The organism is Kitasatospora sp. NPDC050543 (assembly GCF_044457565.1).
Classification (GTDB): Bacteria; Actinomycetota; Actinomycetes; order Streptomycetales; family Streptomycetaceae; genus Kitasatospora.
The window spans coordinates 1-25,539 of the sequence record NZ_JBITGZ010000053.1 but is presented as its reverse complement, the minus strand read 5'-3'; the positions used below and the strand labels follow the sequence as shown (position 1 = coordinate 25,539).

Here is a 25,539-nt window from a genome sequence, read left to right as displayed (position 1 = left end):
TTCGGCGCGCACCGACGCCCCGGGCTCCGCCGTCGTGGTCATCGCCGACCCCTCCCTCGTTCACCCCCCCCGACCGTACCGGGGGGCGGTGACACCTCGTCACACCGCCGGGCGGGAACCGTCGATCGGCCAGGGAAGCGCTACCCAGGAGAGCGGGCAGCGGACGGCGGCCGACGACCGGCGCCTCAGCTCAGCCGCCGGCGAACAGGTAGCCGAGGAAGGACGAGAGGAAGTCCTCCCGCCGGGACTCCCTGCGGACGGCGCTCGCGATCGGGTCGGCGAGTGTGAGGGCCCTGACGCGGCGTCGGCGCTCGCGTCGGCCGGGGCCCTCGAACAGCCGCCGGTCGAGTCCGCCCGCACCGGCGAGCGCCGCCAGCTGCACGGCTCGCCCGTCCGCCTCGGCCACGCCGTCGGCCACGCCGGCCGGGCCGGCCACCTGCGAGTGCGGGTGCAGCACGGGGTACAGGCGGGCCAGGAGGTCACTGGTCCGCTCGGGCCGAGAGACGGTGTACCGGGTCGAGCGGAAGATCCCCAGCACCCGCGTGGGGGCCGCCGACAGCAGGCCGCGCGCGGTCAGGCTCTCCAGGTACCGCCGGGCGGCGCGGTCGGAGGTCCGGCGGACCGAGCGCCGCAGTCGCTGCGGACGGCCGCCCTTGGCCGTCCGCGACAACTCTCCCAGCGCCCGGTCGACCAGGACGTCGCCGGTCGCCGTCGGCCGGACCTCGGTGATGTACCTCCCGTCGACCGCTATCGCCCCGGCCAGCCGCAACTCGGCCAGCACCGCTCCCCCGACCATCTCGTCGAGGCACGGCGGGAGGTCCACCCGCCCGGTCCCGGGATCGGCGCAGAGCAGGAGCAGTTCCTCGGGAAGGGTGAGCGGCGGCATGGGAGTGAGCACGGATGCGGTCCTGTCGGAGGTGGGCCGGCGGTGGGACGGTCGCGGGACGGTGGTGGGGCGCCCAGGTGGAGCGACCGTCGCAACGTACCGGCGCCGAGGAGCAGGAACACGGCCTCAGCGCCTCCGCAGCACCCACGGACGGCAAACCTTTCGGTCGGGCGGATTCAACCTTTCGGGTGAACGGCACCGGCATAGTGGTCACCCCGGCCGCGGCAGGAGCGCTATGCGGTCGGTCCGGCCGGCCGGGTCAGCCCCAGGTCGTACGCGAAGATCACGGCCTGCACCCGGTCGCGGGCGCCGATCTTCGCCAGAACCCGGCCGACGTGCGTCTTCACGGTGGACTCGGCGAGGACCAGCCGCTGGGCGATCTCGCCGTTCGTCCAGCCCTGGGCGATGGCCACCAGGATCTCGCGCTCCCGCTCGGTGAGGGCCCGCAGCCGGGGGTCGTCGGCCGCCTCCTCGCCCGGCGCGCGGACCGGCAGGTGGTGGGCGTAGGCGTCGAGCAGGCGCCTCGTGAGGCCGGGGGCGATCACCGCGTCACCCGAGGCGACGGCCCGGATGCCGGCCAGCAGTTCCTCCGGCATGGCGTCCTTGAGCAGGAAGCCGCTGGCCCCGGCGCGCAGTGCGGCGTGGGCGTACTCGTCCATGTCGAAGGTGGTCAGGACCAGGACCCGGCAGCGTCCGCCCGCGGCAACGATGTGCCGGGTGGCCTCGATACCGTCCATACCAGGCATCCGCACGTCCATCAGGACGACGTCGGGGCGCAGTTCGGCGGCCCGGCGCACCGCGTCACCGCCGTGGGCGGCCTCGCCGACCACCTGGGTCTCGGGGGAGCTCTCCAGCAGCATGCGGAAGCCGAGCCGCTGGAGGGGTTGGTCGTCCACGATGAGCACGGTGGTCACGATGTGCGGCCTTCGGGTTCGGCGGGCGGGGTGAGGGTGAGCAGTGCTTCGACGGTCCAGCCGCCGCCGGGCCGCGGTCCGGCCGTGACGGTGCCCGCGTAGAGGGCGGCGCGTTCTCGCATACCGGCCAGGCCGTGCCCGTCGGTCCCGGCGGACCGGCTGCCGGTGGTCGGAGCGCCAACGGGCGCACCGCGGACGGCCGGGCCGCCGACGGGCAGGCCGGTGTCCTGGACGCGGACGGCGACGAGCGGGCCGTCCACCGTGATCCGGAGTTCGGCCCTGGTCCGGCTGCCGGCGTGCTTGAGGGTGTTGGTCAGGGACTCCTGCGCGATCCGGTAGACGGTGAGCTGGGCGCCCAGGTCGAGGCTGTCCAGGTCACCGCTGGTGCGGTAGGTGACGTGCGGCCCGGCGGCCCGGATGCGTTCGCACAGGTCGTCCAGGTCCGCGAGGCCGGGCTGCGGTCTGAGCTCGGGGCCCTCGTGATCCTCACGCAGGACGCCGAGCATCCGGCGCATCTCGCCCAGTGCCTCGCGGCCGGTGCCCGCGATGAGCTGGAGCGCCTCCTTGCCACGCCGGGGATTGACCTCGGCCGCGTAGGCGCCGCCGTCGGCGAGGCCGATGATCACGGACAGGTTGTGCCCGATGATGTCGTGCATCTCGCGTGCCACCCGGGCGCGCTCTGCGGCGGCGGCCAGCGCGGTGCGCTGGTCACGTTCGATCTCCAGCCGCACGGCCCGTTCCCGCAGGGCGGCGACGTGGGCCCGGCGGATCCGCAGCGCCAGGCCCAGCGCCACCGACGCGGTCGCGGCGCTGACCAGGAAGAAGAGGGCGTCCCCGAAGGTCACCACGACCGAGACCCGCAGGGCGACCAGGCCGAGGGCGCCCGCCATCACCGCGCACGCCCACGGCAGGTGCCGCAGGCGGCCGTGCAGGGCGAGGCTGTAGAGCGCGATCAGCAGGGCGACATCGGCCCGCAGCCACACCAGCGCCGTCCACTGCACGACGAAGACGCCGGCGATCACGGCGAAGGCCGCGGACGGCGCTCTGCGGCGCCACCAGAGCGGGAGGATCAGCGCGGCCTGAAAGGCCAGCATGCCGGGCACGGGAAGGTGCATGATCTTGAACCGGAGGTCGCGCGGGCCTCCGCCGTGGACCAGGTCCGGCAGGCAGAACAGCACGAAGACCGCGACCACCACGGCGGTGTCCAGCACCCACGGGCGGTCCCGGTCCAGGCGCCGCAGCCGGTGCCCGGCGGCCACCAGCCGGGCGACCACGGGATGCCCCCAGAGCGCCTCCAGCCCCAGCGGGGGCAGCTGCGGGTAGCCGGCCGCGTCCACGCTGCCCGTGCCGCCCGCCGCACCCGAGGCGTGTGCGGTCGACGGCGCACCCGCGGGGTGCGCGCTCTCCGTGCTGGTCACCAGGGTCACCCGTCCATCATGGGCGAGGACCGGCGGCCGACCGGACTGTCCGATCGTCGTGCCGCCGGTCCTCGCCGGAGTCGTCGCCATCAGGCGCCGGTCGAGCGCCATCAGGCGTCCGTGCGTACCAGCCGCCAGGCCGCCCCGGCCAGCGCCAGTGCCGTCCAGCCGAGGAAGACCAGCAAGCCGCTCGTCGGCGTGAGGGTGTTCGCGGCCTGGTGCAGGGCGAACATCGACTCGCCGGCGGCGCTCGGCAGGTACGGCGCGATGTGATCCTGCCACGAGCTGGGCAGCAGGCTGACCAGCCCCGGGATCAGCATCAGTGCCGCCACCAGGACGGAGATGCCGCCAGCCACCGAGCGCAGCAGGGCGCCCAGCGCCGTGCCGATCACGCCGACCAGGGCGAGGTAGAGCCCGGCGCCGAGCAGGCTGCGTACCACGCCGGCGTCCGACATCGACAGGGCGGCGGGGGTGCCGGAGACGATCCGGCTGCCGATCACGAACGCGGTGAACGCCCCGGCCGTCCCGACCAGCAGCGCGACCACGCCGTACACCGCGGCCTTGGACCACAGCACCGGCAGCCGGCGCGGGACGGCGGCCAGGGTGGAGCGGATCATGCCGGTCGAGTACTCGCCCGCGGTGACCAGAACGCCCAGGACACCGAGCGCGAGCTGGCCGAAGTTCGTGCCGAACAGCGACAGGCGGACGGCGGAGGCGTTGGCGAAGTCCCGGTCCATGTGCCCACCGGAGGTGATCCGGGACTTGTACTGGGCGGAGGCGATCAGGCCGAACGCCACCACGAAGAGCAGGGCCAGGCCGAGGGTGATCCAGGTCGAACGCAAGGACCATAGCTTGGCCCACTCGGCCCGCAGGACGCGTCGCCCGGTGACCCGGTAGACCGGGCGGGTGGACGCCGCGGGGGACGGTTCGCGGGTGTGTATCGGGGCGATGGTGCTCATGCCACCCTCCCGGGGGTGTCGAGGCCGGTGGTGCCGGTGACGTCGGTCGTGCCGGTGACGTCGGTCGTGCCGGTGGTCCCGGCTGGGCCGGCGATGCCGGTGGTGCTGCCGTGGTACTCGACGGCGTCCCTGGTCAGCTCCATGAACGCCTCCTCCAGGGAAACCGCCCTGGCGGTCAGCTCGAACAACGCGATGCCGTGCTCCGCCGCCTTCAGACCGATCTCACGCGCCGGAAGACCGACCACCTGCAACTCCTCGGAGCCGGCCCGGCCGGTGATCTCGACGCCGGGCCCCGCCAGCACCTCCCGAAGGCGGGCCGGGTCCGCGGTGGCCACCTTCACGGTGTCACCGCCGGCCTGGCGCACCAGATCCTCGACCGTGGTGTCGGCCAGCAGCCGGCCGCGGCCCACGACGATCAGATGGTCGGCGACCAGGGCCATCTCGCTCATCAGGTGCGAGGAGACGAAGACCGTACGGCCCTCGGCGGCCAGGCCGGTGAGCAGGTTGCGGATCCAGAGCACGCCCTCCGGGTCGAGCCCGTTGACGGGCTCGTCGAGCATGACGGTCGCAGGGTCGCCCAGCAGCGCGGCAGCGATGCCCAGCCGCTGGCCCATGCCCAGCGAGAAGGCGCCGGCGCGCTTCTTCGCCACGCTCTGCAGACCAGTGAGCTCGATGACCTCCACGACTCGGCGGCGCGGTATGCCATGGGTGTGGGCCTGCGCCATCAGGTGATCGAAGGCCGAGCGCCCGGGATGGATCGACTTCGCCTCCAGTAGCGCGCCGACCTCCTGCAGGGGCGCTGCGTGCTGGGCGTAGCGGCGGCCGTTGACGGTGACCGACCCGCCGGTCGGTGCGTCCAGGCCGACGATCATCCGCATGGTGGTGGACTTGCCCGCGCCGTTCGGCCCGAGGAAGCCGGTCACCGAGCCCGGTTTGACGGTGAACTCCAACCGGTCGACCGCCGTCTTCTCCCCGTACCGCTTCGTCAGCTGCTGCGCCTCGATCATCGGTTCTTCCTTCACACCCGGGCTCCGGTCGACCCGGGCGCCTCACGATCAACGCTAGACACGCGAACGGCCCGGACCGTGGTACCCGGGGCGGGAAGCTCGGGCCGCGGGTGGTACCGCGGTACTACGGGCCGTCGCGCCTGGGCCCGCGCCAGGACCGGGACCGTGCTGAGGGCGAAGCCACGGCGTGGCTCCTGCCGGGCGGCCGGGCGGTGCCGTACAGAGGAGCCCATGCGCAGTCCTTCCCCCGGCCGGCCCGGGCCACTCCCCCGCCGCGCGCTGCTGATCACCGCCGGTGGTGTGCTGCTGGCCGGCGCCGGCTGCTCCGGCCGACCGGGCACGCCGGCTCCGGGGACGCCCCCGCCGTCCTCGTCCTCCTCGTCCTCCTCGTCATCGGCGCCCGCGACCAGCGCCATCGCCACCGCCACCGCCACCGCCACCGCCACCGGGACGCCTCCCCCGACGCCCTCCGCCGGCCCGCCGGCGACCACCGCGTGGACACCCGGGCCGGGCGAGGTCGAGCCCGACGTCAAGCTGCGGGCCGTCCAGCTGGTCGAGGCACTGGGCGCCTGGCCGGCCGGCGAGGGCGGCGCGGACGCCGCCCGGGCCCGGGTCTCGGCCCTCGGGCTGGACCCCGCGCTCGTCGACCAGGCGGGGACGCTGCGCCCCACCGCCGAGGCGGCCGCCCTCCAGGTGGTCGACGCGCAGTACGGCGGGATCCTCACCGACTCGGCCAGCGTGCTGGTGGTCTGCGACCAGTGGACCGAAGCCGCCGACGGGACGGTCACGGCCGGCGGCACCACGGTCGACGTCCGGCTGAGCTCCGCACAGCCGCGCTGGTCGGTGACGGCGCTGCACCCCGCCCAGCCCGGCGACCCGGCCGGCGACCCGGGCGCCGCCGCCCGCCAGGTGCTCACGGAGCCCCGGATCCAGCTCCCGCCGGCCTCGGTCGCGGACGTCCGCAGCGGCGCGATCCACACCACTGTGCTGGAGGCCATGCTGACGCTCTCCCGGACCTACCGGATGTACGTCAGCGTGGTCCGCTCGGGCCACCCGATCTACGTCTTCGGAACGGACCGGCCCAGCGACCACCCGCCCGGCCGGGCCTTCGACGTCTGGCAGATCGACGGGCACGCCGTGGTCGACCCCGGGACGCCGCACGACCTGGTGGACGGCTTCATGCGGGCGGCAGCGGCGGCGGGCTCGTACAACGTGGGCGGCCCGCGCCAGCTGTCCGGGGGGACGTCCGGCCAGTTCTTCTCGGACGACACCCACCAGGACCACGTTCACATCGGCTTCCGCACCTGACCTCGGTCGCCGGCCGGCCCGGCGGCCCCACCGCCACGCCCCACCGCGTCAGGGGCGTCCCGCCCCCGTGGGGGCGCGGCCGGCCGCAACGGGCGGGGGTTCGGGGGCCGGGCGGATCGTGGCCGGGTCGTAGAGGAACCAGCCCCAGTGGTCACCCTCGCCCCAGCGGACGTGGGCCACCCACACCGTGCTGTTCGGCGGCCGCCGCCAGACGGTGAGCACCCCGGACCGCCAGGCGCCGCCCACCCGGATCCACACCAGCTTCCACGCGCGCTCGTCGTGGACCATGCCGGGCATGGTCATGAGCTCACGCGGGGCCCGCCGCGCGTCGCCCGGCGCGGCGGCCGCGCGATGCGGGCGGGAGAAGGGCACTTCTGCGGTCACAGCACCATTGTTCGATAATCTGTTCGACTGATCAAACATCAGCTGCGCGCCGGTGTTCCGTGCCATCGAACCCTGAGCGTGTGCCACCGAACCATGCCGGACGACGTTCGTGTATCTGTACGTTCCGACGCCTTCAGCAGGCCTGTCGCTCTCATCCGCTTCGCCGCCTCGGCTCCCGGGACCTCCTAAGCTGGGGTGACTGGTGAACGACCGCTGGAGGGTAGGTCCGACCATGCAGCCGAGCGCGATTACCGAGGTCCTGAACCGTCCGCTCAGCCAGGAACTCCTGGCCCGCGACGTGACCCGACTGGCCTACGTCGCCAGGGACGGCACACCCCGGGCCATTCCGATCGGCTTCCTCTGGAACGGCTCGGAAATCGTCATGTGCACGGTGAAGAACGCCCCGAAGCTACCGGCTCTGCGCCACAACCCGGCGGTCGCCCTGACGATCGACACCGAGGTGCACCCACCGAAGATCCTGCTCATCCGCGGTCGGGCCGAGCTTGACGTCGTCGAGGGCATCCCGGACGAGTACCTCCAGATGAACGGCACCTACGCGATGACGCCCGAGCAACGGGTCGAGTGGGAGGCCGAGGTCCGCTCGCTCTATGACGGCATGGTCCGGATCGTCGTAACGCCGACCTGGGCGAAACTGATCGACTTCGAGACGACCCTCCCGAGCGCGGTCGAGGAACTGGCCCGGCGGCGGGACGAGCGCAAACGCGGCGCCTGAAGACCGTCACTTGCGAAGGGTTTGCGACCCCGGCTCCCGGGCAGGCGCCCGGGCAATCGGCGGCGGCGGTCACCTTGACCGGCGGCGTGACCGACGAAGGGAGAGCCATGGACGACATCCCACAGGGCGGTGCGGGAGGAGTCCCGCCGCACCACTCCGTCGAGCACCAGACCGAGGACCAGACCGAGGACCGGACCGAGCACCGAGCCGGCGATCGCGACGACCGCCCGGGGCCTCGCCGGCCCACGGACGGCGGCCCGGAGCCGCACCACGAACGGCCGGATTCCACTCCCGGCCGGTCCGAACAGCTCACCCGGGAGGTGCCGGACTGAACCACCGCGCGCGCTTTGCCATCCCCGCCCATACGATTTCGCTCAACCGAACTAGGAGGGCGGCATGAACGCACAGCCCAATTCGAACCCGCAGCCCGAAGGCGTGACGCCCGACGCGCTGCTCCACGTCGGCTCCGAGGGAACGGTCACGGCCGAGGACGTGGTCCTGGCCTCCGGTCGCGACCTCACCCCGGACACTCTCGCCTGGGCCGAGCGCAAGCTCGCCAAGGAAGGCAAGGCGGCGCTGGACAAGCTCCTCCCCTGACCCGCCCCGCACTCGCCACTCGCCGGCCCCGGACCCACGACCCGCCGAACTGCCGGCCGCCGGCTCTGGACAGCGCTCCGCAGCCACACGTGTACACGGCCGGGCGACCAGCCGCGTGGGCCGGGGTTCAGGTCTGGGCTGTTCTCGACGAGCTGATGCTTCCGGACGCCTAGAGGTGCGGCTCGGACGGGAAGCCGGTCCAGCGCAGGTCGGCCGGCAGATGGCGCATGTCGTTCTGCACGAGCAGCGAGACCGGCCGACCGGGTGCGTAGCGGAGGACCGTCAGGGCCGCGTTGCCGTGGTTGAGGCCCAGCCAACGCCACTTCGGTGCGTCCAGGGCGTCCCGGAGCAGCCAGCCGATCAGGAAGTTGTGGGTGACGACCAGCTCGTGGCGTTCCTCGTCGCCGTCCACCGGGCCGGTGAAGCGGGCCAGCGCCCGGCGGGCGAGCACCGCACCGTGGTCGCGGTCCTCGGGCGTGACCGGTTCGAGGAAGCGCAGCAGGTAGTCGGCGGAGCCTGCCGGCAGCTCGTCCCGGTCCGGCATGTGGGGGACGTAGTCCCCGGCGACCTCCGAGACCACCAGTGGAACGCCGTTCAGCTCCTCGCCGATCAGCTGCGCGGTCTGTGCCGCCCGGGGCAGCGGGCCGTGGTGGACGGCCGAGAAGGGGATGCCCCGCAGGCGACGGCCGAGGAGCGTCGCCTGACGGCGGCCGTCCTCCGTCAGCCCGCTCTCGTCCGGCAGAGCCTCGCCGTGCCGGACGAGGTAGAGGTGGCGGGTGGCCGTTCCGCTCATCGCGGTCTCCTTCGTACTCACCGATGATCACGTGTCTCGTCCTTGGCTGGACGCCGTCCCCGCCGGCATCGGTTCCGCGGGCCCGCGCACGCTCACCGGCCGACCCGCCGCACCGGCCGTGCCGCGCCAGGATCACCCGTACAGCATTCCGGGTCGGGGCCAGCACCGACCTCGGAGACCTCACCGGGATCGCCAACCTGGGGGCCGACCCGGTCGGGCTGCTCGGCCGCGGACCCACAACGGAGGACGTCCACCGCACGGCCGGGGCTCGCGGGGTAGGAGCAGTGTTCGCGCGCACGACCGACCCACTCCGCGCATCCCCGCTACCCCTGGTCGATCCGGGTGGACCCGTCGCGAGGAGAGCGGCATCCCGACGGGTGGAGGCAGGCCCGGAAGGAACCGTCCAGGATGGTGACTCCGGGGGCGTGCGACCGGCGTCGACGCGAGCAACACCCACCTACTGGAGGCCTCGTTCGGCTGGAGCGGGTCTGCGTCGAACCGACGCGCGCCGCTACCCGGAGCCGCCTACGGCACCTCGTCGCTGTGGCCGCAGAGCCAGGCCAGGGCCTCGTGGACGCCCCGGGCGTAGTCGAGTTCGACCGTGCGCCGGGCGTGTCCCAGCACCTCGGCGAGGGCCGCCTGGCACTCCGCCCGCAGCTGTGCGTGGCTCGGCCCCGCGGCGCCGGGCGGAGCGGCGGCCGTGATCGGAGCCGCCACCTGCCCGCCGAGCGCCCACCGGTAGGCAGCTAGCACACCGCGGCCGAACCGGGCGGAGCAGGCCTCCTCGGTGTTGGCCGCGGCCAGCACGACCGCGACCTCCTGATAAGAGCGCACGCCCACAGTCGCAGCGGTCATCTCTTCAGTCGTCATAGGCCGAACCTAACCGGCGCGCGCCGACCGCGCCCGCCGGGCCGACGACACCGGCGCCGTCCGGGCGCCGGTGGCAGAGGACGGGCGGGAAGACAGGGTCGGGGCTGGCGGAGGCCTCCCCTCACACGCCGCTCCCCGCCAGCACGGCCGGGCGGGCCGACACAGCCTTTCGGGCAGTCTGGCTGATGATCAGTCATATTCCTTGCCCGGCAATGCACCGAGGCGTCGCCCGCCCCCTCTCGTCGCGGTTTCCGGGAGGCGGGCGCGCAAGCGGAAGCAGTACCCAGCCCCCGCGGCCGGGCCACCCGGCCGGGCGAGTGGGGATGCCGTGTCCTGCGGATCGCCGGAGGCTGGAGGCCGACGCCGAGGCCGGGGCCGGCATGCCCCGGCCGAAGCGGAACCGAGCCGCGCCCCGAACCATAGGAGGACCATCGTGGCGATCTTCATGCACGCCGAGCTGCCGGGAGTCAGCAGCGCACAGTACAACGCCCTGAACGCCGCCCTGCAGCAACTGCCCGGGAACCCCTTCGAGGGGTGCCTCTCCCATGTCGCGATCGCCAACGGCGGGGGCATGTCGATCTACGACCTGTGGGAGTCGCGGCAGGCGATGGACGCGTTCGTCGAGCGCATGATGCCGGTCGCGCAGGGGCAGGGCCTGCCCCAGCCACCCAGCCAGCCGACCGTGTCCGAGGTGCACAACTACTGGATGCCCAACTCCTAGACCCGGCGCCGACGTCGGCGGTGCTGTGTCGGTGGCCGCCGGTAGACTCCCGGCATTCGCCCGCTGCCCCACTCGCGACGCCGAGGGGGTGGGGCCGAGCCAGGGAGAGCGCCATGCTGAAGGCCTTCGCCGACCTGTCCACGCCGCTGCTGGCCGATGCCTGCGTGCGCGAGGGTCTGCCGCTGCGCGCCGCACCGCCGGGCATCGGCGCGGTCGACCCCGGGCACCGGATCGCGGGACGCGCCGCACCGGTACGCCACTACGGGAGCGTGGACGTGTTCCTGGAGGCGTTCGGCCTGGCGGCGCCCGGTGACGTGCTGGTCATCGACAACGGCGGCCGTCCGGACGAGGCCTGCGTCGGGGACCTGGCGGTGCTGGAGGCCTCGGCTGCGGGCCTGGCCGGCCTGGCGGTCTGGGGCCTGCACCGGGACACCCCGGAGCTGGCCGAGATCGGCGTGCCGGTCTTCAGCTACGGCAGCTACCCGCTCGGCCCGGTCCGGCTGGACGAGCGGGAGCCCGAGGCACTGACCACCGCGCGGTTCGGTGCGCAGCGGGTGAGCAGTGCCGACGTCGTCTTCGGCGACCGGGACGGCGTGCTGTTCGTCGCCGCCGGGCACGTCGAGGACGTGCTCGCGACGGCGCACCGCATCCGCCGGACGGAGCGTGAGCAGGCGGACCGGATCCGCGCGGGCGACACGCTGCGCCGGCAGACCGGCTTCGACGACTACCTGGCGCAGCGGGCGGCCGACCCGTCGTACACCTTCCGGCGGCATCTGCGCCGGATCGGCGGGGCGATCGAGGAGTAGAGGAGGAACGAGGGTCAGCGGGGGCACGCGGGCGATGGCCGACGGGTCAGCCCGCAGCGGGGCCGGACCAGTCGGCCGGGACGTGGGCGAGGCGCACGCGCTGAGGGTGGTCCCCCACCGGCACGGACGCGATCTTGCGCCCGGTCGCGAAGTCGATCGCGGTGACCTGGTCGGCGCCGCTCTCGGAGATGATGCAGGCCTTGCCGTCACCGCTCACGGTGGCCCAGTAGGGCTTCGAGGCCGGCACCAGCGGGCCCTCCTCCAGCGTCGCCCGGTCGACGACCGCCGCGTAGTCGTCCATCGTGCCGGCGACGCACAGCTTGTCGCCCGCGGGGCTCATCGACAGGCCGTGGTGGCGGGAGTCGTTGACCCAGGTGGTGCGGTCCTCGTTGGTGGCGGGGTTCTTGGGGAGCGTCTTGACGCGGGTGATGCGGTCGGAGGCGACGTCGTACTCGACGAATCCGTTGAAGAAGGAGACCTGGAAGTAGAGCGTGGACTCGTCGGGTGTGAAGGCGACGGGCCGGACGGCGTCGGAGAGGTCCGTGCGGCCGAAGGCGTCGAGCCGCTGGCGCATGTCGATGACCTTGACCTGCCGGAAGGTGTTCGCGTCGACGACGGTGATGCGGCGGTCGCCCTTGGTCCAGTCGAGCCAGGGGGCGTCGAGGGCGGTGGTGACATCGCCGATCGCCATGTTCCAGAGGGACTTCCCGCCGCCGGTGAAGACGTTCTCGTGGGGCTTGTCCCCGGTGCTGAACGAGCCGAGCCGGGTGCCAGTCCTGATGTCGAGCACGTGCACGGTGTTCGAGGTGGAGGCCGAGACGGCGACCCGGCTGCCGTCCGGGGACACCGCCATGTGGTCGGAGCGGTAACCCGACACGGGGAAGCGCCAGTTGATCCGGCCGGTGGCGATGTCGAGGGAGACGACGTCGGCGAAGCTCGGACGCGAGACCACCATCGCCGAGCCGTCCGGGGTGGCGTACATGTCGTCGACGAACTGGTCATGCCCCTCGCCCGCGCCCTGCCTGATGCCGAGGAAGTAGATGAGCTTGATCGGGTTGAGGTAGATCTCGGCGAGCCGCTGGTCCTTGTCCGGGACTACGTTGATCCGGCCGATCCTGGCGAAGTCGCCGGTGGAGCCGATGACGTCGGCGGTGCCGTCCCAGTTGTTGCCGACGAACATCACCTCGCGCAGGCCGGTGCCGGTGCTCGGGCCGGTTCGGGGGCCGGCACCGGCGTGGGGCGAGGCGGCGCCGGCGACGGCGGAGCTCGCGAGGGCCATGCCGAGGGCCATCGTGAGGCCGGCGAGAACACGTATGTGCCGTGCGGACCTGGAACCGGAGAGAGACATCGCCACTCCTTCACTAGGGTGTCGCAAGTCTGAAAAGAAGGTTTGTCAGATTCTGCTACCCGACGGTAAGGACGGTGCGAGCGCCCTGACAAGACCTCGGCGGGCAACAATTGGACGAGCGGCGACGGTCATCGGGTGAGGCGGGAGCAATGGGGCAGGTCACGGGCACATACGGTGGGAGGTCGGCGCAGGAACGGCAGGCCGACCGGCGCGAGCGGTTCCTGGCGGCGGGGCTGGAGCTGTTCGGAACGGGGCGCGGCTACCGGGCCGCCTCGGTGACGGCGCTGTGCGAGGCCGCCCGGCTGTCCACCCGTCAGTTCTACGAGGAGTTCCGCAATCTGGAGGACGTGCTCGCGCGGTTGCACCTGCGGGTCAACGACCGGACGGAGCAGGCGGTGCTGCGGGCGCTGACCGACGCGGCCGGCCTGGGCTTCGAGCAGCGGATCACGGCGGTGCTGCGCGCCTACGTCACGGCGGCGACCGGGGACCCGCGCCGGCTGCGGATCGCGTTCGTCGAGATCGTCGGCGTCAGCGCGGAGCTGGAACGCCAGCGGCTGGTCCGGCGCTCCCGCTGGGTGGCTCTGCTCGTCGCGGAGGCCGAGGCGGCCGCCGCGCGCGGGGAGGCCGTGGCGCGCGACTACCGGCTCGCGGCCACGGCGTTCATCGGCGCGGTCAACGGGCTGCTGCACGACTGGACGGCCGGCCAGTTCCAGGCGACGCTCGATCAGATCATCGACGAGCTGGCGGCGCTCCTGCTGGGCGTCACGCGCCCGGCTGCCCACTGAGTACGGCCCGGAGCGGGCCCCCGCCGCCCCGCGAGGCGAGGCGACCGTACGGGTGGCGCTGGTTCCGGCCCCGCTACTCCCCGGCGTAGGCCTTGCGGAGAGCGGCGATGTCGAGTTTGACCATCCCGAGCATCGCCCGGGTGGCCCGGGCCGCCTTCTCCTGGTCGGGGTCGCTGATCATGTCGAGCAGGACGGACGGCGTGACCTGCCAGGCCACGCCGTACCTGTCCTTCAGCCACCCGCAGGCGACCTCCTGGCCGCCCTCGGAGAGCTTGCTCCAGTAGTAGTCGACCTCGGCCTGGTCGTCGCAGTGGATCTGGAACGAGACCGCCTCGTTGAAGGTGAACATCGGTCCGCCGTTCAGGGCCACGAACTTCTGCCCGTTCAGCTTGAAGTCGACGGTCAGCACCGATCCCACAGGACCGGGCCCGGCCTCGGTGGTGCGAATGATCCTCCCGAGCTCGGAGTCCTTGAAGATCGACAGGTAGTGGTTCGCCGCCTCCTCGGCCTGCCCGTCGAACCACAGACATGTGGTGAAGCCTTCGGTGGTCATCTGGTACCTCCCAGCACGTGGGTGTGTGTGCGCGTACCGGCGGCTCGCACCGGCGACGCGCCGTCCTGATCCCGCACGTCATACATGGTCACGCCCGGCGACGGACGTCGCGAGCGCTTCGCCGCGCGGTGAACCACCCGAACAGGCGGCCCACGGCCTGGCGCCTCCCCCGGCCGTTCGACGCACCCGCCCGGCACCTTCGCGCGGTGATCCGGTCGGCATGCGGGTGAACTCCGCCGGCCGGGCGTGCCCAGGCGGCCACGCGGCCCGTTGCACTGCCCGTGACCGCCTCGCACGACGACCGCCGCAACCGCGCAGATCCACGCGAGGCGTGGACCCTGATGCTTCCCCTCCCCCCGACCCCGAGCACCGAACGGGCCGGTGCCACGGCCCCCGGGCGGGACGCCGCGACCGTCCAGCTGCGCCACGGCCGGCAGGACACCCTGCAGATCTCGGAGAACGCCAACCACTGGATCCAGCTCGCCGACGCCCTCACCGATGCCCGGGTGCCGATGGCGGTCGGTGATGTCGCCGCGATGCGCCAGCTCACCAAGCTCGACCAGGCCGTCATCGATGCCCTCACCCGCTGGATCCGCACCGCCGATCCACAGCGGCCGGCTCCCCGCACGCCGCGCTGAACGGCTCGGCCGAACTCCTCGGCCGAACGGCTGAGCGAGAGGATCGCACCGGACCGGGGCCACCACCCATCCGACCTCCGCGCACCACGTCCCGCACGGGCCGTTAGAGTGCCCTCGGCGAAGTCGATCTCGGGGGGCGGACCATGGCGGTGGGCGACGAGGGGCGGACCGGCGGGCCTCGGGGGCAGGTGGCCACCGTCAGGTACGGGACGCACCGGGACCAGGTCGCGGACATCACGCTGCCCGGGCACCCGGACGGCCGGGCTCCGCTGGTGCTGCTGCTGCACGGCGGGTTCTGGCGGGCCGAGCACGACCGGTTGCACGTCGGCGTCGTGGCCGACGCCCTGGCCGCCGACGGGTACCTGGTGGCCAACGTGGAGTACCGGCGGGTCGGCGCGGGCGGCGGCTGGCCGAACACCTTCACCGATGTCGCGACGGCGGCGGACACGCTGCCGGGACTGATCGAGCGGGAGTTCCCGGGCCGCGTCGACCACGACCGGGTGGTGTACCTCGGGCACTCCGCAGGCGGCCACCTCGCCCTGTGGGCGTCGCTCCGGGACCGGCTGCCCGACGGTGCGCCCGGGCACACCGACCGCCTTCCCCCTCTGGCGGGGGTGGTGGCGCTGGCGGCGGTCACCGACCTCGCCGGGACACACCGCCTCGGTGGCGGCCGCGGCGCCGTGGCCGAACTCCTCGACGGCGGCCCGGACGAGGTACCGGACCGGTACGCGGCGACCGACCCGGCGGCACTCGACCCGGCAGTACTCACCCCCGTCGTACCCGGACCGGCGACGCCGGACCCCGCGAACCTCGCGCCGGTCGCTGCCTCCCGCGCCCCGGTCGTGCTCGTGCACGGCGACCAGGACGAGGCCCTCCCGGTGGAGCCGGCACGCCGGTACGCGACCGCCCACGGCGCGAAGCTGATCGAGCCGCCCGACGCGGGCCACTTCGACCTGATCGACCCGGGCTCCGCGGCCTGGCCCCACGTGATGGACGCGCTGAGACTGGTTCTCGGCTGACCACCACCGCAGGGGGGTGCGAACGCGGGTGCGAGGGCCCCGCGAGGGCGGAGGCCCGGGCGGGCACGCCCTACTCCTCGACGGACAGCAGCAGTTCCGCGGAGTCCGCGATGCGGCGGGCCTGCTCGACCGTGTAGAACACGGGCACCTCCCGGCCGGCGTGGGAGTCCACGTACCGCCCAGGCACCACGACCAGGATGTCACCGCCCGTGGCGACCATCGCCTCGGTGAGCCACAGCATGTTGGTGCAGCGGCCGGTGCCCTCGCCCCAGTGGACGCTCACCTTGTCCCCCACCGCCATGCCTCGGTACGGCGCGATCCGCACCGTCACCTGCGGCCGGAAGCCCGCCTTGATCGTGCTGCCGTCGGCCTCGTCGACCGCCGGTGCCGGAAGCTGAACAGCCATCACCTCTGACCTCTCTGCGACTGCGACGCGGCGCACCGCCGGGCACGACCCGCGCGTCGGGACGGGCAGCGGAGGGGCATCTCCCCCGCCGCGAACGGGCGGACCCCTTCCAGTCACTATGACCGTCGAACTCTCCTGCGGGGCCGATCCGCGAACTGGTGTGCCGCCACCGGCCGCCACCGGACAGCCCTCGACGGCGGACCTGGGCGGGCCGGCCCTCCCTCCGGGCCGCGCCGAAGCCGGTACGGGCGCAGGCGCCCGGCCGGGTGAACGGCCCGGGCGGGAGCAGCGGCTCGGCGGGAGGGGCGAGCAGCAGCACGGCAACGGGCGGTCCGTAGGATCCTTCGCATGCCCGCCTACGTCCTGGCCCTCGCGTTCCTCCTGCTCTTCACCGTCGGCGTACGGCGCGATCGCCGCCGCTTCGGGAACGCGGTGCTGCTGGGCCTGGCCGCGCTCTTCCTGGCCGCCGGGCTGCTCGGCGAACTCGGCCGGCTCCCCGCCGGCCTGCTGGACGCCGCCGACGTGGCGATACCGCCCGCCGCCGGCCTGGGCCTGGTGGCTGCGGCGGTCTTCCTGGTCGCCAACGGCGTCACCATGGTCCGTGAGGAGGGCAGGCGGCTGCCCAACCTGCTCTCGCTCGGGGCCGGCCTGGCGATTCTCGCGCTCATCGGGCTGCTGCTCGCGGCCGTCCACCTCCAATCGCAGCCGCTGCGCGCCTTCGTCGGCGGCACCCTGCTGATCGCGGGCTACCTGGCCTTCCTCTTCCTCTGCTTCCTCGGCTACGCGATCCTCTACGCACGCCTGACGGTGCGCCGGGACGTCGACTTCATCGTGGTGCTCGGCGCCGGCCTGATCGACGGCGACCGGGTGCCCCCGCTGCTCGCCGGGCGCCTGGAGCGCGCCTACGGCCTGTACCGCGTGCAGGCGGGCCGGAGCCGTCCCCCGGTGGTGATCGCCTCCGGTGGCAAGGGCACCGACGAGCGGGTGCCGGAGTCGCAGGCGATGGCCGACCACCTCGTCGCGCTGGGCTGCCCGCCGGAGCGGATCGAGCAGGAGGACCGCTCGCGCAGCACGGAGGAGAACCTGGAGTTCAGCCGGGCGCTCATGGAGCAGCTCAAGCCGGGCTACCGCTGCGTGGTCGTCACCAGCACCTTCCACGTGTTCCGCTCCGCCGTCATGGCGCGCCGCTCGGGGGTGCCCGGGCAGGTACTCGGCGCGCACACCACGCCGTACTACCGGCCCAGCGCCACCATCCGCGAGTTCGTCGCGGTGCTCGCGCTGTACGGGACGCCCAACGCGGGGGCGTGCCTGCTGTTGGCCGCGATCGGGGCGGTCGCGGGCTGGACCACCTGAGCCGCCGGGCCCGACCGGCACGCGCCCGGAACGGGGCCCGCCCACCCGCCCCACCGAGAACCGGGCACACCGAAGGGGCCGCACCTGCCGGTACGGCCTGCGGGCGGCCGCCGTGGGGCCGCCCGCCCCCGGGGATCAGCCGACGTCGATGCCGGTCACCAGGGGTTGCCCGGCCGCGATCTCCCGCTCGTCGTAGCCGGCCCGCGCGAACGCGTCGGTTGCCACCGCCAGCGCGGCGGCCCCGGCCTCGGTGCGGTCCGCAGCCTCCACCTCCAGGCGGAGGACGAAGGTGCCCGCGCTGTCGTCCAGCGTCAGCACGTCCAGGTCGGGCACCTTCGACCCGACCTCGTCGGGGTCGGAGCCCCGGAGCGAGGCCAGGACGACCGCTTTGGCCTCCGCGTCGAGCGGACGGTGGACGGTACCGGGGATCGTGATCACATAACTGCCCATGATCCGCGTATCACCCGTCCGGCCGGCCGGAAACGTCCCGCGGACCCGGTTCCGCCGATCCGACGATCGGGCCAGCGGACCGGAGCGCTCAGCAGGCGGCCGGCCGGACGGCCCGCTCGGCCGGCGCCCGCCGGCGGACGGCCCGCCCGCCGGGGGTGAGGGGGCGGTCGGATCGGTCCTCGCCCCGGGCGGGTGCCATCCTCCGGGCGCCGAAGCCGCCCGGTCGGCCCGGCCTCGGCTCCGGTGGGCGGCACCCGCGTCGGCGTCGGCTACCCGAAGCGGGTGGGCGGTCCCGGGGCCCGCAGTTCGGCGTCGAGCTGGAGCTGCGCGGCGCGCTCGATGATCCGTGGGATCAGGGCGTACAGCGCATCGCCCGGGCACAGGGTGCAGAACGCGTCGCGGTGGCCGGAGACGGCGTTGAACGCGTGGTGAGTGCTGACCGGGAACCGGCTCTCGCTGCTGGTCGACGTCAGGTCGCACTGCGCCCGGGGGTCGGTCCCGTCCGCGGCGAGCTTCCACGCCGCCAGCCGGGCGATCGCCTCCACGACCGGCTCGGGCACCTGTGCGCCGGCGGAGTAGGTGCCGATCGCGGCGACACCGACCGTCTCCCGGTTGAAGCCGATCGTGTGAGCCCCGACGACCGGCCGGTCGACTCCCCCGCGCCGGCCCTCGTAGACGGTGCCGAACCGGTCGACCAGGAAGTTGTACCCGATGTCGTCCCAGCCGCGGTTCTCCCGGTGATCCCGCTGGATCGCCCGGATGATGTCGGGGACCGCCTGGGCCCGGTAGGTGTTCCCGTTCTCCGTGTGATGGATGAACACCGCCCGCACCGCCCGGTCGTACTGCACCTCCGGCGGCGCGGGGTTGGTCTGCCAGAGCGTGCAGGGCATGATCGGCGGCGGCGCGGGGAGCTTGCGTATGGACGTGAGCGCCGGCGCGATCGGTGCGGCCGGCGCGCGGTCGCCGGAGGCGAGCACCCGCCGCGGCCCGCCTGCTGCGGGCAGCGCGACCACGGCTGCCGCCGACGCGGCCTGCACCACGCGGCGGAGCACCAAACGACGGTCAATGTCCATGCCATGAAGCTACGGACAGCCAGGCGCTCCCGCCTGTCGTCGTCGGCCACCCGCGTCCGTCCGCGCGAGGTGGCGGAGCTGACGCGGCCGGACGTCCGGGCGCGTCCGGGCGGGGCCGGCGCCCGCAGGAGCGCATTCCGGCGTACGGCCGACTGGCGGAGCAGGTCCCGGCCGGCGCGGGCTCAGGCCCCGGACCGGTCGTCGCCGTCCCGCATGCCGGGCAGACCGGCCCGGCCGGGCGGCACCCGCCCACCGGGCTCCGGCTGCGCGGGCGGCGACACCGCGGGCCGGGGCTCCACCGGTGCCTGCGCGACACCGATCCTGGGCAGGGCGTACGGATGCGCCGAGCGCAGGTGGGCGACGAGCTCCTCGCGGATCAGACAGCGCAGGTCGAAGGCGTCCGAGGCGTTGCGGGCCGTCATCAGCGCGCGGACGACGATCGTCGTGGGCGTGGTGTCGACCACCTGGAGGGCGCAGCCCCGGCCGTCCCAGAGATCGCTCTTGCGCAGCCGAGTCTCGAACTCCTGCCTGAGTTCGGCGACGGGCGTGCTGTGGTCCAGGTGCAGCAGTATCGTCCCGGTCATGCTCGGGTCGTTGCGCGACCAGTTCTCGAAGGGCTTGCCCGCGAAGTACGACACCGGCATCACGATCCGCCGCTGGTCCCAGGTGGCGATCACGACGTAGGTCAGGGTGATCTCCTCGACCGTGCCCCAGTCGCCGACGACCACCACCTCGTCGCCGATCCGCACCATGTCACCGAAGGCGAGCTGGATGCCCGCGAACAGGTTCGCCAGCGTGCTCTGCGCGGCGACCCCGGCCACCAGGCCGATCAGGCCCGCCGAGGCCAGCAGGCTGGCGCCCACGGCCCGTACGCCGGGGAAGGTCATCAGCATGGCTGCCAGGGCCACCACGGCGATGGCCGCGACGGTGACCCGGCGCAGCATGGCGGTCTGGGTCCGCACCCGGCGAACCCTCGCGGCGTCCTGGCGCCGGGCGGCGTAGCTGCTGAACGAGGTGTCGAGCAGCAGGGCGGCAATGCGCGAGGCCAGCCAGGCTGAGCCGGCGATGGCCGTCAGGACGAGCAGGTGCCGGACGGCTTCGTGCCGACGGGCGGCCAGTCCCAGGCCGGGTTCCACGCCCAGCAGCAGCATCGCCGCCAGGGTGAGCAGGAACGGCGGACGGCAGCGGCGCAGCAGTGGCCAGGCCGGGCTGGCGGGGTGGCGGGCCGCCGCCCGGTGGACCAGCCGGTCGGCGGTGCGGTCGAGCAGCAGGGCAGCGGCGGCGACCGCCGCCAGGACGGCCAGGGGGCGCAGCACGGTCAACCAGGGCACGGGGGTCCGCTCCTCTCGTCGTGGCGGCGTGCCCAGGCGAGGGGGCCCGGGCACGGTGGGTCGGTTGCCCGGATCGGGGCCGCTCTAACGCCGGCCGCTCCAACGCCCGCCGCGCTGGTTCCCGCCGAGGTCGGAGCGGGGCGGGCAAGATGCGACGCGTGTGGCCGGCGGTCGGCCACCGTCCGGCGCGGGCATCGGTGTCACCCGCGCGATCACGGGTAGGCGGCCCTTGAGAGGCCCGTCATGACGGACACTGGCCGCCGGGGCAGCGGCGGAGAATTGGGTGAGGTGGTCCTGGTGCAGCGCACGCCGGAGGCGGCCGGGCCGGGCGGTGGCACCGGCCCGCGGGGGCCGGACGGCGCGGCCTTCGCGCATCCGGCGCTCCTCTACCGGGACGAGGGCGAGTACGCCACGGGCGTCGGTGCCTTCGTCACGGCCGCGCTGGCGGCCTCCGTCCCGGTCCTGGTCGCGGTGCCCGGCCACCGGCTGGAGCTGCTGCGGAGCGGCCTCGGTACGGCCCTGGACGGCGCCGAGTGCGCGGACATGACCGAGCTGGGCCGCAATCCCGGCCGGATCCTCACCCGGCTCCTGGACTTCGCCGGACGCGACCCCGGCGGCACCACCCTGATCGTCGGAGAGCCGATCTGGCCCGGGCGCTCCCCGGCCGAGATCACCGAGGCGACCCGCCACGAGGCGCTGATCAACCTCGCCTTCGCCGGGCGCCGCGCGACCGTCCTCTGCCCGTACGACACGGCGGGCCTGCCGCAGGCCGTCCTCGCGGACGCCCGGCGCACCCACCCCGTCCTGATCGCGAACGGCGTGTCGACGGCCAGCCGCTGGTACACCGAGCCGGTGGCCATGACGGTCCGGTGCGACGCTCCGTTGCCGGAGCCGGCCGGTGCGCACGCGATGGACTACCGCGCCGGGCAGCTGGCCTCGGCGCGGGACCGCGCCGGGGCCTGGGCCGCCGGGCTGGGCCTGTCCGCCGCACGTACCGAGGACCTGGTGCTGGCGGTCGGCGAGGCGGCCGGCAACTCCCTGACACACGGCGGCGGACGGGGCACCCTGCGGGTCTGGGTGCAGGGCGGGTCGGTGATCGCCGAGGTCCGCGACGCGGGGCGGCCGGCCGATCCGCTGGCGGGCCGGGCCCGCCCGGCCCGGGAGTCGGCGGCCGGCGGGCGGGGCCTGTGGATCATCCACCAGCTCTGCGACCTGGTCGAGACCCGCACCACCGACGCGGGGTTCACCATCCGGATGCACCTGACCCGACCGCCCGACCACAGCTGACCCCGCGCCGGGCGCCCAGGTGGGCGCCGCCGCGCGACGCGGCGGGTGGGACCGCGCCGGGACCGGGACCGCGCGCGGTGAGCGGTCCCGGCGGATCAGCTCCCGGCGCCGGCGCCGACGGGCTTGCTGCTGCTGGTGATCTTCACCGCGCGCTGGTGGGCCCACCACAGGAGCACCGCGGCCGTCACCGCTGACCAGAGCGCGGCCTGGAACACGGCGGAGCCCGAGCCCCGGGTGAGCGCCGTGGTGAACGGCACCGTCAGAACCACGACCGCCACCGCCGGCCCGGCGGCGTACCAGGCGGCGAACACCAGCGGCCCCGCCCCGGAGCCCGGCTTGCCCGTGGAACTGCCGAACATCAGGTGCTGGCGGATGAACCCCCGGCAGGCGTTCACCAACCCCGCCGCGACCATGGCGGGCACGACCGCCGGCAGGAGCCAGGCCCGGCTCCCGGCGCCGGCCAGTACGGCCCCCGCCGCCGTGGCCGCCGCCACCGCGACGCCCCCGGTCACCGGCACGATCGCGTGACGCAGCATCAGCCCGGCGAAGGGGTACGGCGACCAGGAGGCCCGGCGGGGGTCGTCCGTCTCGATCCTGGCGGGTTCCAGCAGCTGCGCCACCGCCAGGTAGCAGAAGACCAGCGCGAGCGCCGTCGCGGCCCAGGTCACGGCGCCGGTGGCGGAGTGGACGAGGTAGCCGCAGAGCACGGCGGGCGCGCAGAGCAGCACGGAGCGTCCCAGCCTGCTCGGGGAGCGCAGCAACGCCAGCGCGTCGCGCCACGGCACGGCGAGCCAGGCGGCGCGCGGCGCCGGCAGGCGCAGCCGGAACCGGCCCGCTCCCGAGGTCGCGTCGGCTACGGCCAGTCGCGCGGCCCGCAGTTCGACCGTCCGCAGGGCGGCCAGCACCCCGGCGGCGGTACGGGCCCGCTCGCGCAGCCGGGCCGGCGGGACGTTGCCGCAGGAGCGGTCGGCGAGCACCACGCAGCCGGCCGTGAGCAGCAGTAGGAGTACGGCGGCCGCCCAGCTGCCCGGCTGGGCGGCCGGTGTCGGGGCGAGAGCGGCCAGGCCGGCCCAGCCCCACGGCCCGGACCACAGCTCGGCGCCCTCCAGCCAGCCGATCCGGTGCCCCTGGGCCGCGAGGACGCTCTGGGTCGCGAGCAGCAGCACGGCGACGGCGAGGTAGGGGGTGAGCCTGCGGACCAGGGCGGCGACGCGGTCGTCGAGCTCCACCGCCAGGCCGACACAGGTCGCCAGCAGCGGCACGCAGACTCCGCCGAGTACGCACCAGCCGAAGGCGGCGGGAAGCCCCGCCCGGACGGTGAGGGCGAGGGCGACCATCGCACCGGCCGCCGTGACGACGCCGGGGGCGGTGGCCAGCACGCAGGACAGCCAGAACCACGGCCGCAGCACCCGCCGGGGGCGGACGGGGTGCGGCAGCAGCCAGTCGGCGGTGGCCCTGGGCGGGACCACCGGGCCGCGCCAGAGCCCGTCGCGGGCGGCGAGCAGGATGGTGGCGAGGGACGCCGCAGCGATGCCGCTGGGCAGGGCGGCCAGCAGGGCCGGCCCGTGGCCGGTGTAGTCGGCGCCCATCGAGGACTGGAGGAGCAGGCCGAAGCTCGGTGTCACGCCCCAGGCCACGAGGACCAGCAGCGTGCAGTAGACCACGAAGGCGATCTGCCCGGCGCGGCTGCGGCGGTGAGGGGCGCGCATGGTCCGCAGCAGGGCGAGCGCCTCGTCGGTCCAGTCGTCCTCCGCCGTCCAGTCGGCGGGCAGTTCCTCGTCCTCGACGGTAAGCGGGTGCGCGTCGGGCTCGTCGGGTTCCCCGTGCTCGTCCGGCTCCGCCGACTCCGCCGACTCCTCAGGCTCTGCTGGCTCTGCTGGCTCGTCGAGCTCCACGGGCCCGGCAGGCTCAGCCGGCTCCGGCAGGTCGCCGTCCGGGGTGTCCAACGCGGCGGCGGTCGTGGCGGGTTGGGCGGCGGCGGCCGATCGGGTGGGGTGGTCGCTCACCGGGTACCGCCCCGGACGCTGTCGGCGAGGACGGTGCGCGGGGCACCCTTGGCCAGCACGCCGCCGTCCTCCAGCACGACGACCCGGTCCGCCACCTCCAGCGCCAGGTCGGTGTGGTGGGTGACCAGCAGGACGGCGACGCCGTCCGCGAGTTCGGCCTTGAGCAGTTCGGCGAGCTGCCGGCGGGCGTCGGGGTCGAGGCGCTGCTCCGGCTCGTCCAGCAGCAGGAGGTCTCGGGGCCGGACCATCGCGCAGGCCAGCAGCAGCGACTGCATCTGCCCGGAGGACAGCGCCGAGGGCAGGGCGTCGGCCCGCTCGGTGAGGTTGCGCTCCGTCAGGACGTGCTCGATCCAGTTGCGCGCGTCCGCCACCCCGTGGGCGACGGCCACCAACTGCAGGTGCTCACGCACGGTGAGGTCGGGATAGCAGGCGACGGTGTCACCGACCACGGCGACCCTGGCCCGGATCCGCGGGTCCGCCTCGTCCATGGGGAGGCCGTCGAAGTGCACGGTGCCGGTGGTCGGCAGTTCGCGTCCGGCCGCGATCCGCAGCAGGGTCGACTTGCCCGAGCCGTTGTGGCCGAGCAGCGCCACGCACTCACCGGCGGCGAGCGCCAGACTGACGGGGTGCAGGACCTGCCGTTCGCCGTAGGTACGGCTGACCCCGGTGAGCTGGAGCAGGGCCTTGCGGCGCTCGGCGGGTGACTTTGCCATGGACGGGTGCCTCTCGCTACGGATGTCCGCCCACCCTACCGACGCCCGGCACGGCCTCCCGGCCCCGGGGCGGTACGTCAGATTCCCACCCCGACCGGCGGGTTGGCGGCGCCGCCGGGATCCGGCACGGCCGCCGGTGCGGGGGTGCGGCGAAGGGGCCCGGCGCGCGGTGTGCGCGCCGGGCCCCTTGCCGTGTACTTCGCCCCGGGGCCCCTGTCCGACGCCCGGGGCGCCGCGGTGGTGGCTCTTTCGGAGTGAACGGTCCGGCTTAGTACCAGTGGTGGGTCTGCCAGAACGCCCACGCGGCGTTCGGGCTGCCGTACCGCTCGTTCATGTAGTTCAGACCCCACTTGATCTGCGTGGCCGGATTGGTCTTCCAGTCCGCACCCGCCGACGCCATCTTCGAACCCGGCAGCGCCTGCACCAGACCGTACGCACCCGACGACGCGTTCGTCGCCGTCACATTCCAACTGCTCTCATGAGCCACGATCTTGTTGAACGACGCCAGCTGACTCGCCGGCACGATCTTCGCGGCCAGAGCCTGCGCCGTCGACGCCGGAGTGGCGGCCGACGCCACAGCCGGAGCCACGACACTACCCAAAGTGGCAATACCCGCCGCAGAAGCGAGCAGAGCAGCCGACGTACGCAGACGGGAAGAAGAGAAGATACGCATAAGGAAGACAGGTCCTCAATCGGAATCGGCGCGCCCACACCCCCCACACCACGGCACACGACCGGAACAGGAGCCGGTGCACACGAGGAGGCCAGGCACAGGGCACCCACCCGAAGACGGGGCCCGGCGAAGAGGAACCACAGCGGGACAGGTGCTGCGGCCTCGGCGACTCCGCAATTGTTAACGCGCCCCACCCACCCCGCCAAGACCCCCCACCTACGACACCCCCTCGTAGACCAACCCCCACCCAGCCCCACCCCCAACCCCACCCCACCACACCACCACACCACCCCAAACCCACCAAAACAGACACCACCCACCCCCAACACCCCACCCCCCCACCAGCACAAACCCACCACCCCACCCCCAAACCACCAACACCCCACCCACACACCCACACCACCCCACCAACACCCCCAACCCCACCCCACCACCAACTACGCAACCCCGTACTCCCCCACCCCCTGTGAGCACCCTCACCCAACCACCACCCCAAATGTCCGAAATG

Annotated in this window: 28 protein-coding genes; 11 read left to right on the top strand and 17 right to left on the bottom strand. The window is 73.9% G+C overall.

Annotated features, from left to right (window positions below):
• Positions 1–190: 190 nt before the first annotated feature.
• The 5 genes from ACIBH3_RS33930 to ACIBH3_RS33910 all read right to left on the bottom strand — a co-directional run bounded on the left by ACIBH3_RS33930 (position 191) and on the right by ACIBH3_RS33910 (position 5,184).
• The gene (locus ACIBH3_RS33930; RefSeq protein WP_396315964.1) at positions 191–898 is read right to left on the bottom strand and encodes a GPP34 family phosphoprotein; all 708 of its coding nucleotides are present in this window, start codon (positions 896–898) and stop codon (positions 191–193) included.
• A 221-nt stretch (positions 899–1,119) separates the two neighbouring features.
• On the bottom strand, positions 1,120–1,800 hold the full coding sequence (locus ACIBH3_RS33925; protein ID WP_396315963.1) for a response regulator: 681 nt from the start codon (positions 1,798–1,800) through the stop codon (positions 1,120–1,122).
• A complete protein-coding gene (locus tag ACIBH3_RS33920) occupies positions 1,797–3,104 on the bottom strand; it encodes a histidine kinase (RefSeq protein ID WP_396315971.1) in 1,308 nt (435 codons plus the stop codon). Before ACIBH3_RS33920 ends, ACIBH3_RS33925 begins: the two co-directional genes overlap by 4 nt.
• Before the next feature lie 224 nt (positions 3,105–3,328).
• Positions 3,329–4,177, bottom strand: coding sequence for an ABC transporter permease (locus ACIBH3_RS33915; RefSeq protein WP_396315962.1), 849 nt, complete (start codon positions 4,175–4,177; stop codon positions 3,329–3,331).
• Positions 4,174–5,184, bottom strand: coding sequence for an ATP-binding cassette domain-containing protein (locus tag ACIBH3_RS33910; protein WP_396315961.1), 1,011 nt, complete (start codon positions 5,182–5,184; stop codon positions 4,174–4,176). The genes ACIBH3_RS33915 and ACIBH3_RS33910 overlap by 4 nt, the downstream gene beginning before the upstream one ends.
• Positions 5,185–5,415: 231 nt before the next feature.
• On the opposite strand from ACIBH3_RS33910, the gene ACIBH3_RS33905 reads away from it, so the two are divergent.
• Positions 5,416–6,492: a hypothetical protein gene (locus tag ACIBH3_RS33905; protein ID WP_396315960.1), complete on the top strand. Its 1,077-nt coding sequence runs from the start codon at positions 5,416–5,418 to the stop codon at positions 6,490–6,492.
• 48 nt (positions 6,493–6,540) lie between these two features.
• On the opposite strand, the gene ACIBH3_RS33900 is transcribed toward ACIBH3_RS33905, so the two are convergent.
• Positions 6,541–6,876, bottom strand: a complete 336-nt coding sequence (locus tag ACIBH3_RS33900) for a hypothetical protein (RefSeq protein WP_396315959.1) — start codon at positions 6,874–6,876, stop codon at positions 6,541–6,543.
• Positions 6,877–7,108: 232 nt separating this feature from the next.
• On the opposite strand from ACIBH3_RS33900, the gene ACIBH3_RS33895 reads away from it, so the two are divergent.
• The 3 genes from ACIBH3_RS33895 to ACIBH3_RS33885 all read left to right on the top strand — a co-directional run bounded on the left by ACIBH3_RS33895 (position 7,109) and on the right by ACIBH3_RS33885 (position 8,206).
• Positions 7,109–7,609, top strand: coding sequence for a pyridoxamine 5'-phosphate oxidase family protein (locus ACIBH3_RS33895; RefSeq protein WP_396315958.1), 501 nt, complete (start codon positions 7,109–7,111; stop codon positions 7,607–7,609).
• A 107-nt stretch (positions 7,610–7,716) separates the two neighbouring features.
• Positions 7,717–7,941, top strand: coding sequence for a hypothetical protein (locus tag ACIBH3_RS33890; RefSeq protein ID WP_396315957.1), 225 nt, complete (start codon positions 7,717–7,719; stop codon positions 7,939–7,941).
• 64 nt (positions 7,942–8,005) lie between these two features.
• Entirely contained in the window at positions 8,006–8,206 is a 201-nt protein-coding gene (locus ACIBH3_RS33885; protein ID WP_396315956.1) for a hypothetical protein, read from the top strand.
• Between the two features lie 169 nt (positions 8,207–8,375).
• Here ACIBH3_RS33885 and ACIBH3_RS33880 read toward each other — a convergent pair whose 3' ends face one another.
• Together ACIBH3_RS33880 and ACIBH3_RS33875 are read right to left on the bottom strand one after the other, a co-directional pair.
• Complete coding sequence (locus ACIBH3_RS33880; protein ID WP_396315955.1) at positions 8,376–8,999, bottom strand: histidine phosphatase family protein; 624 nt, start codon at positions 8,997–8,999, stop codon at positions 8,376–8,378.
• 525 nt (positions 9,000–9,524) lie between these two features.
• Entirely contained in the window at positions 9,525–9,869 is a 345-nt protein-coding gene (locus tag ACIBH3_RS33875) for a hypothetical protein (protein ID WP_396315954.1), read from the bottom strand.
• Positions 9,870–10,302: 433 nt separating this feature from the next.
• Between ACIBH3_RS33875 and ACIBH3_RS33870 the strand changes: the two genes are divergently transcribed.
• Together ACIBH3_RS33870 and ACIBH3_RS33865 are read left to right on the top strand one after the other, a co-directional pair.
• Positions 10,303–10,590: a hypothetical protein gene (locus tag ACIBH3_RS33870; protein WP_396315953.1), complete on the top strand. Its 288-nt coding sequence runs from the start codon at positions 10,303–10,305 to the stop codon at positions 10,588–10,590.
• A gap of 113 nt (positions 10,591–10,703) precedes the next feature.
• On the top strand, positions 10,704–11,396 hold the full coding sequence (locus ACIBH3_RS33865) for an RraA family protein (protein ID WP_396315952.1): 693 nt from the start codon (positions 10,704–10,706) through the stop codon (positions 11,394–11,396).
• A 46-nt stretch (positions 11,397–11,442) separates the two neighbouring features.
• Here the strand turns inward: ACIBH3_RS33865 and ACIBH3_RS33860 are convergent, their stop codons facing one another.
• Entirely contained in the window at positions 11,443–12,744 is a 1,302-nt protein-coding gene (locus tag ACIBH3_RS33860) for a YncE family protein (protein ID WP_396315951.1), read from the bottom strand.
• 149 nt (positions 12,745–12,893) lie between these two features.
• Between ACIBH3_RS33860 and ACIBH3_RS33855 the strand changes: the two genes are divergently transcribed.
• Positions 12,894–13,529 carry a TetR/AcrR family transcriptional regulator gene (locus ACIBH3_RS33855; protein WP_396315950.1) on the top strand — a complete coding sequence of 212 codons (636 nt, stop codon included), beginning with the start codon at positions 12,894–12,896 and terminating at the stop codon, positions 13,527–13,529.
• Between the two features lie 73 nt (positions 13,530–13,602).
• Here the strand turns inward: ACIBH3_RS33855 and ACIBH3_RS33850 are convergent, their stop codons facing one another.
• Positions 13,603–14,082 (bottom strand): VOC family protein, encoded by a 480-nt coding sequence (locus ACIBH3_RS33850; RefSeq protein ID WP_396315949.1) that lies wholly within the window; start codon positions 14,080–14,082, stop codon positions 13,603–13,605.
• Between the two features lie 341 nt (positions 14,083–14,423).
• Here ACIBH3_RS33850 and ACIBH3_RS33845 point away from each other — a divergent pair, with 341 nt between their 5' ends.
• Positions 14,424–14,720, top strand: a complete 297-nt coding sequence (locus tag ACIBH3_RS33845; protein ID WP_396315948.1) for a hypothetical protein — start codon at positions 14,424–14,426, stop codon at positions 14,718–14,720.
• A 143-nt stretch (positions 14,721–14,863) separates the two neighbouring features.
• The gene (locus ACIBH3_RS33840; protein WP_396315947.1) at positions 14,864–15,739 is read left to right on the top strand and encodes an alpha/beta hydrolase family protein; all 876 of its coding nucleotides are present in this window, start codon (positions 14,864–14,866) and stop codon (positions 15,737–15,739) included.
• A gap of 70 nt (positions 15,740–15,809) precedes the next feature.
• Here ACIBH3_RS33840 and ACIBH3_RS33835 read toward each other — a convergent pair whose 3' ends face one another.
• Complete coding sequence (locus tag ACIBH3_RS33835; RefSeq protein WP_396315946.1) at positions 15,810–16,145, bottom strand: hypothetical protein; 336 nt, start codon at positions 16,143–16,145, stop codon at positions 15,810–15,812.
• Between the two features lie 348 nt (positions 16,146–16,493).
• Here ACIBH3_RS33835 and ACIBH3_RS33830 point away from each other — a divergent pair, with 348 nt between their 5' ends.
• Positions 16,494–17,498, top strand: coding sequence for a YdcF family protein (locus ACIBH3_RS33830; protein WP_396315945.1), 1,005 nt, complete (start codon positions 16,494–16,496; stop codon positions 17,496–17,498).
• 135 nt (positions 17,499–17,633) lie between these two features.
• Here the strand turns inward: ACIBH3_RS33830 and ACIBH3_RS33825 are convergent, their stop codons facing one another.
• The 3 genes from ACIBH3_RS33825 to ACIBH3_RS33815 all read right to left on the bottom strand — a co-directional run bounded on the left by ACIBH3_RS33825 (position 17,634) and on the right by ACIBH3_RS33815 (position 20,352).
• On the bottom strand, positions 17,634–17,948 hold the full coding sequence (locus tag ACIBH3_RS33825) for a hypothetical protein (protein WP_396315944.1): 315 nt from the start codon (positions 17,946–17,948) through the stop codon (positions 17,634–17,636).
• 269 nt (positions 17,949–18,217) lie between these two features.
• Positions 18,218–19,021, bottom strand: a complete 804-nt coding sequence (locus tag ACIBH3_RS33820) for a peptidoglycan recognition protein (protein ID WP_396315943.1) — start codon at positions 19,019–19,021, stop codon at positions 18,218–18,220.
• Between the two features lie 182 nt (positions 19,022–19,203).
• On the bottom strand, positions 19,204–20,352 hold the full coding sequence (locus ACIBH3_RS33815; RefSeq protein ID WP_396315942.1) for a mechanosensitive ion channel family protein: 1,149 nt from the start codon (positions 20,350–20,352) through the stop codon (positions 19,204–19,206).
• Positions 20,353–20,595: 243 nt separating this feature from the next.
• Between ACIBH3_RS33815 and ACIBH3_RS33810 the strand changes: the two genes are divergently transcribed.
• Positions 20,596–21,639: an anti-sigma factor RsbA family regulatory protein gene (locus ACIBH3_RS33810; protein ID WP_396315941.1), complete on the top strand. Its 1,044-nt coding sequence runs from the start codon at positions 20,596–20,598 to the stop codon at positions 21,637–21,639.
• A gap of 95 nt (positions 21,640–21,734) precedes the next feature.
• Here the strand turns inward: ACIBH3_RS33810 and ACIBH3_RS33805 are convergent, their stop codons facing one another.
• From ACIBH3_RS33805 to ACIBH3_RS33795, 3 genes are all read right to left on the bottom strand, one after another.
• Complete coding sequence (locus tag ACIBH3_RS33805) at positions 21,735–23,645, bottom strand: hypothetical protein (protein WP_396315940.1); 1,911 nt, start codon at positions 23,643–23,645, stop codon at positions 21,735–21,737.
• The gene (locus ACIBH3_RS33800) at positions 23,642–24,358 is read right to left on the bottom strand and encodes an ABC transporter ATP-binding protein (protein WP_396315939.1); all 717 of its coding nucleotides are present in this window, start codon (positions 24,356–24,358) and stop codon (positions 23,642–23,644) included. The genes ACIBH3_RS33805 and ACIBH3_RS33800 overlap by 4 nt, the downstream gene beginning before the upstream one ends.
• Positions 24,359–24,626: 268 nt before the next feature.
• Positions 24,627–25,031: a transglycosylase SLT domain-containing protein gene (locus ACIBH3_RS33795; protein ID WP_396315938.1), complete on the bottom strand. Its 405-nt coding sequence runs from the start codon at positions 25,029–25,031 to the stop codon at positions 24,627–24,629.
• Between the last annotated feature and the right edge of the window lie 508 nt (positions 25,032–25,539).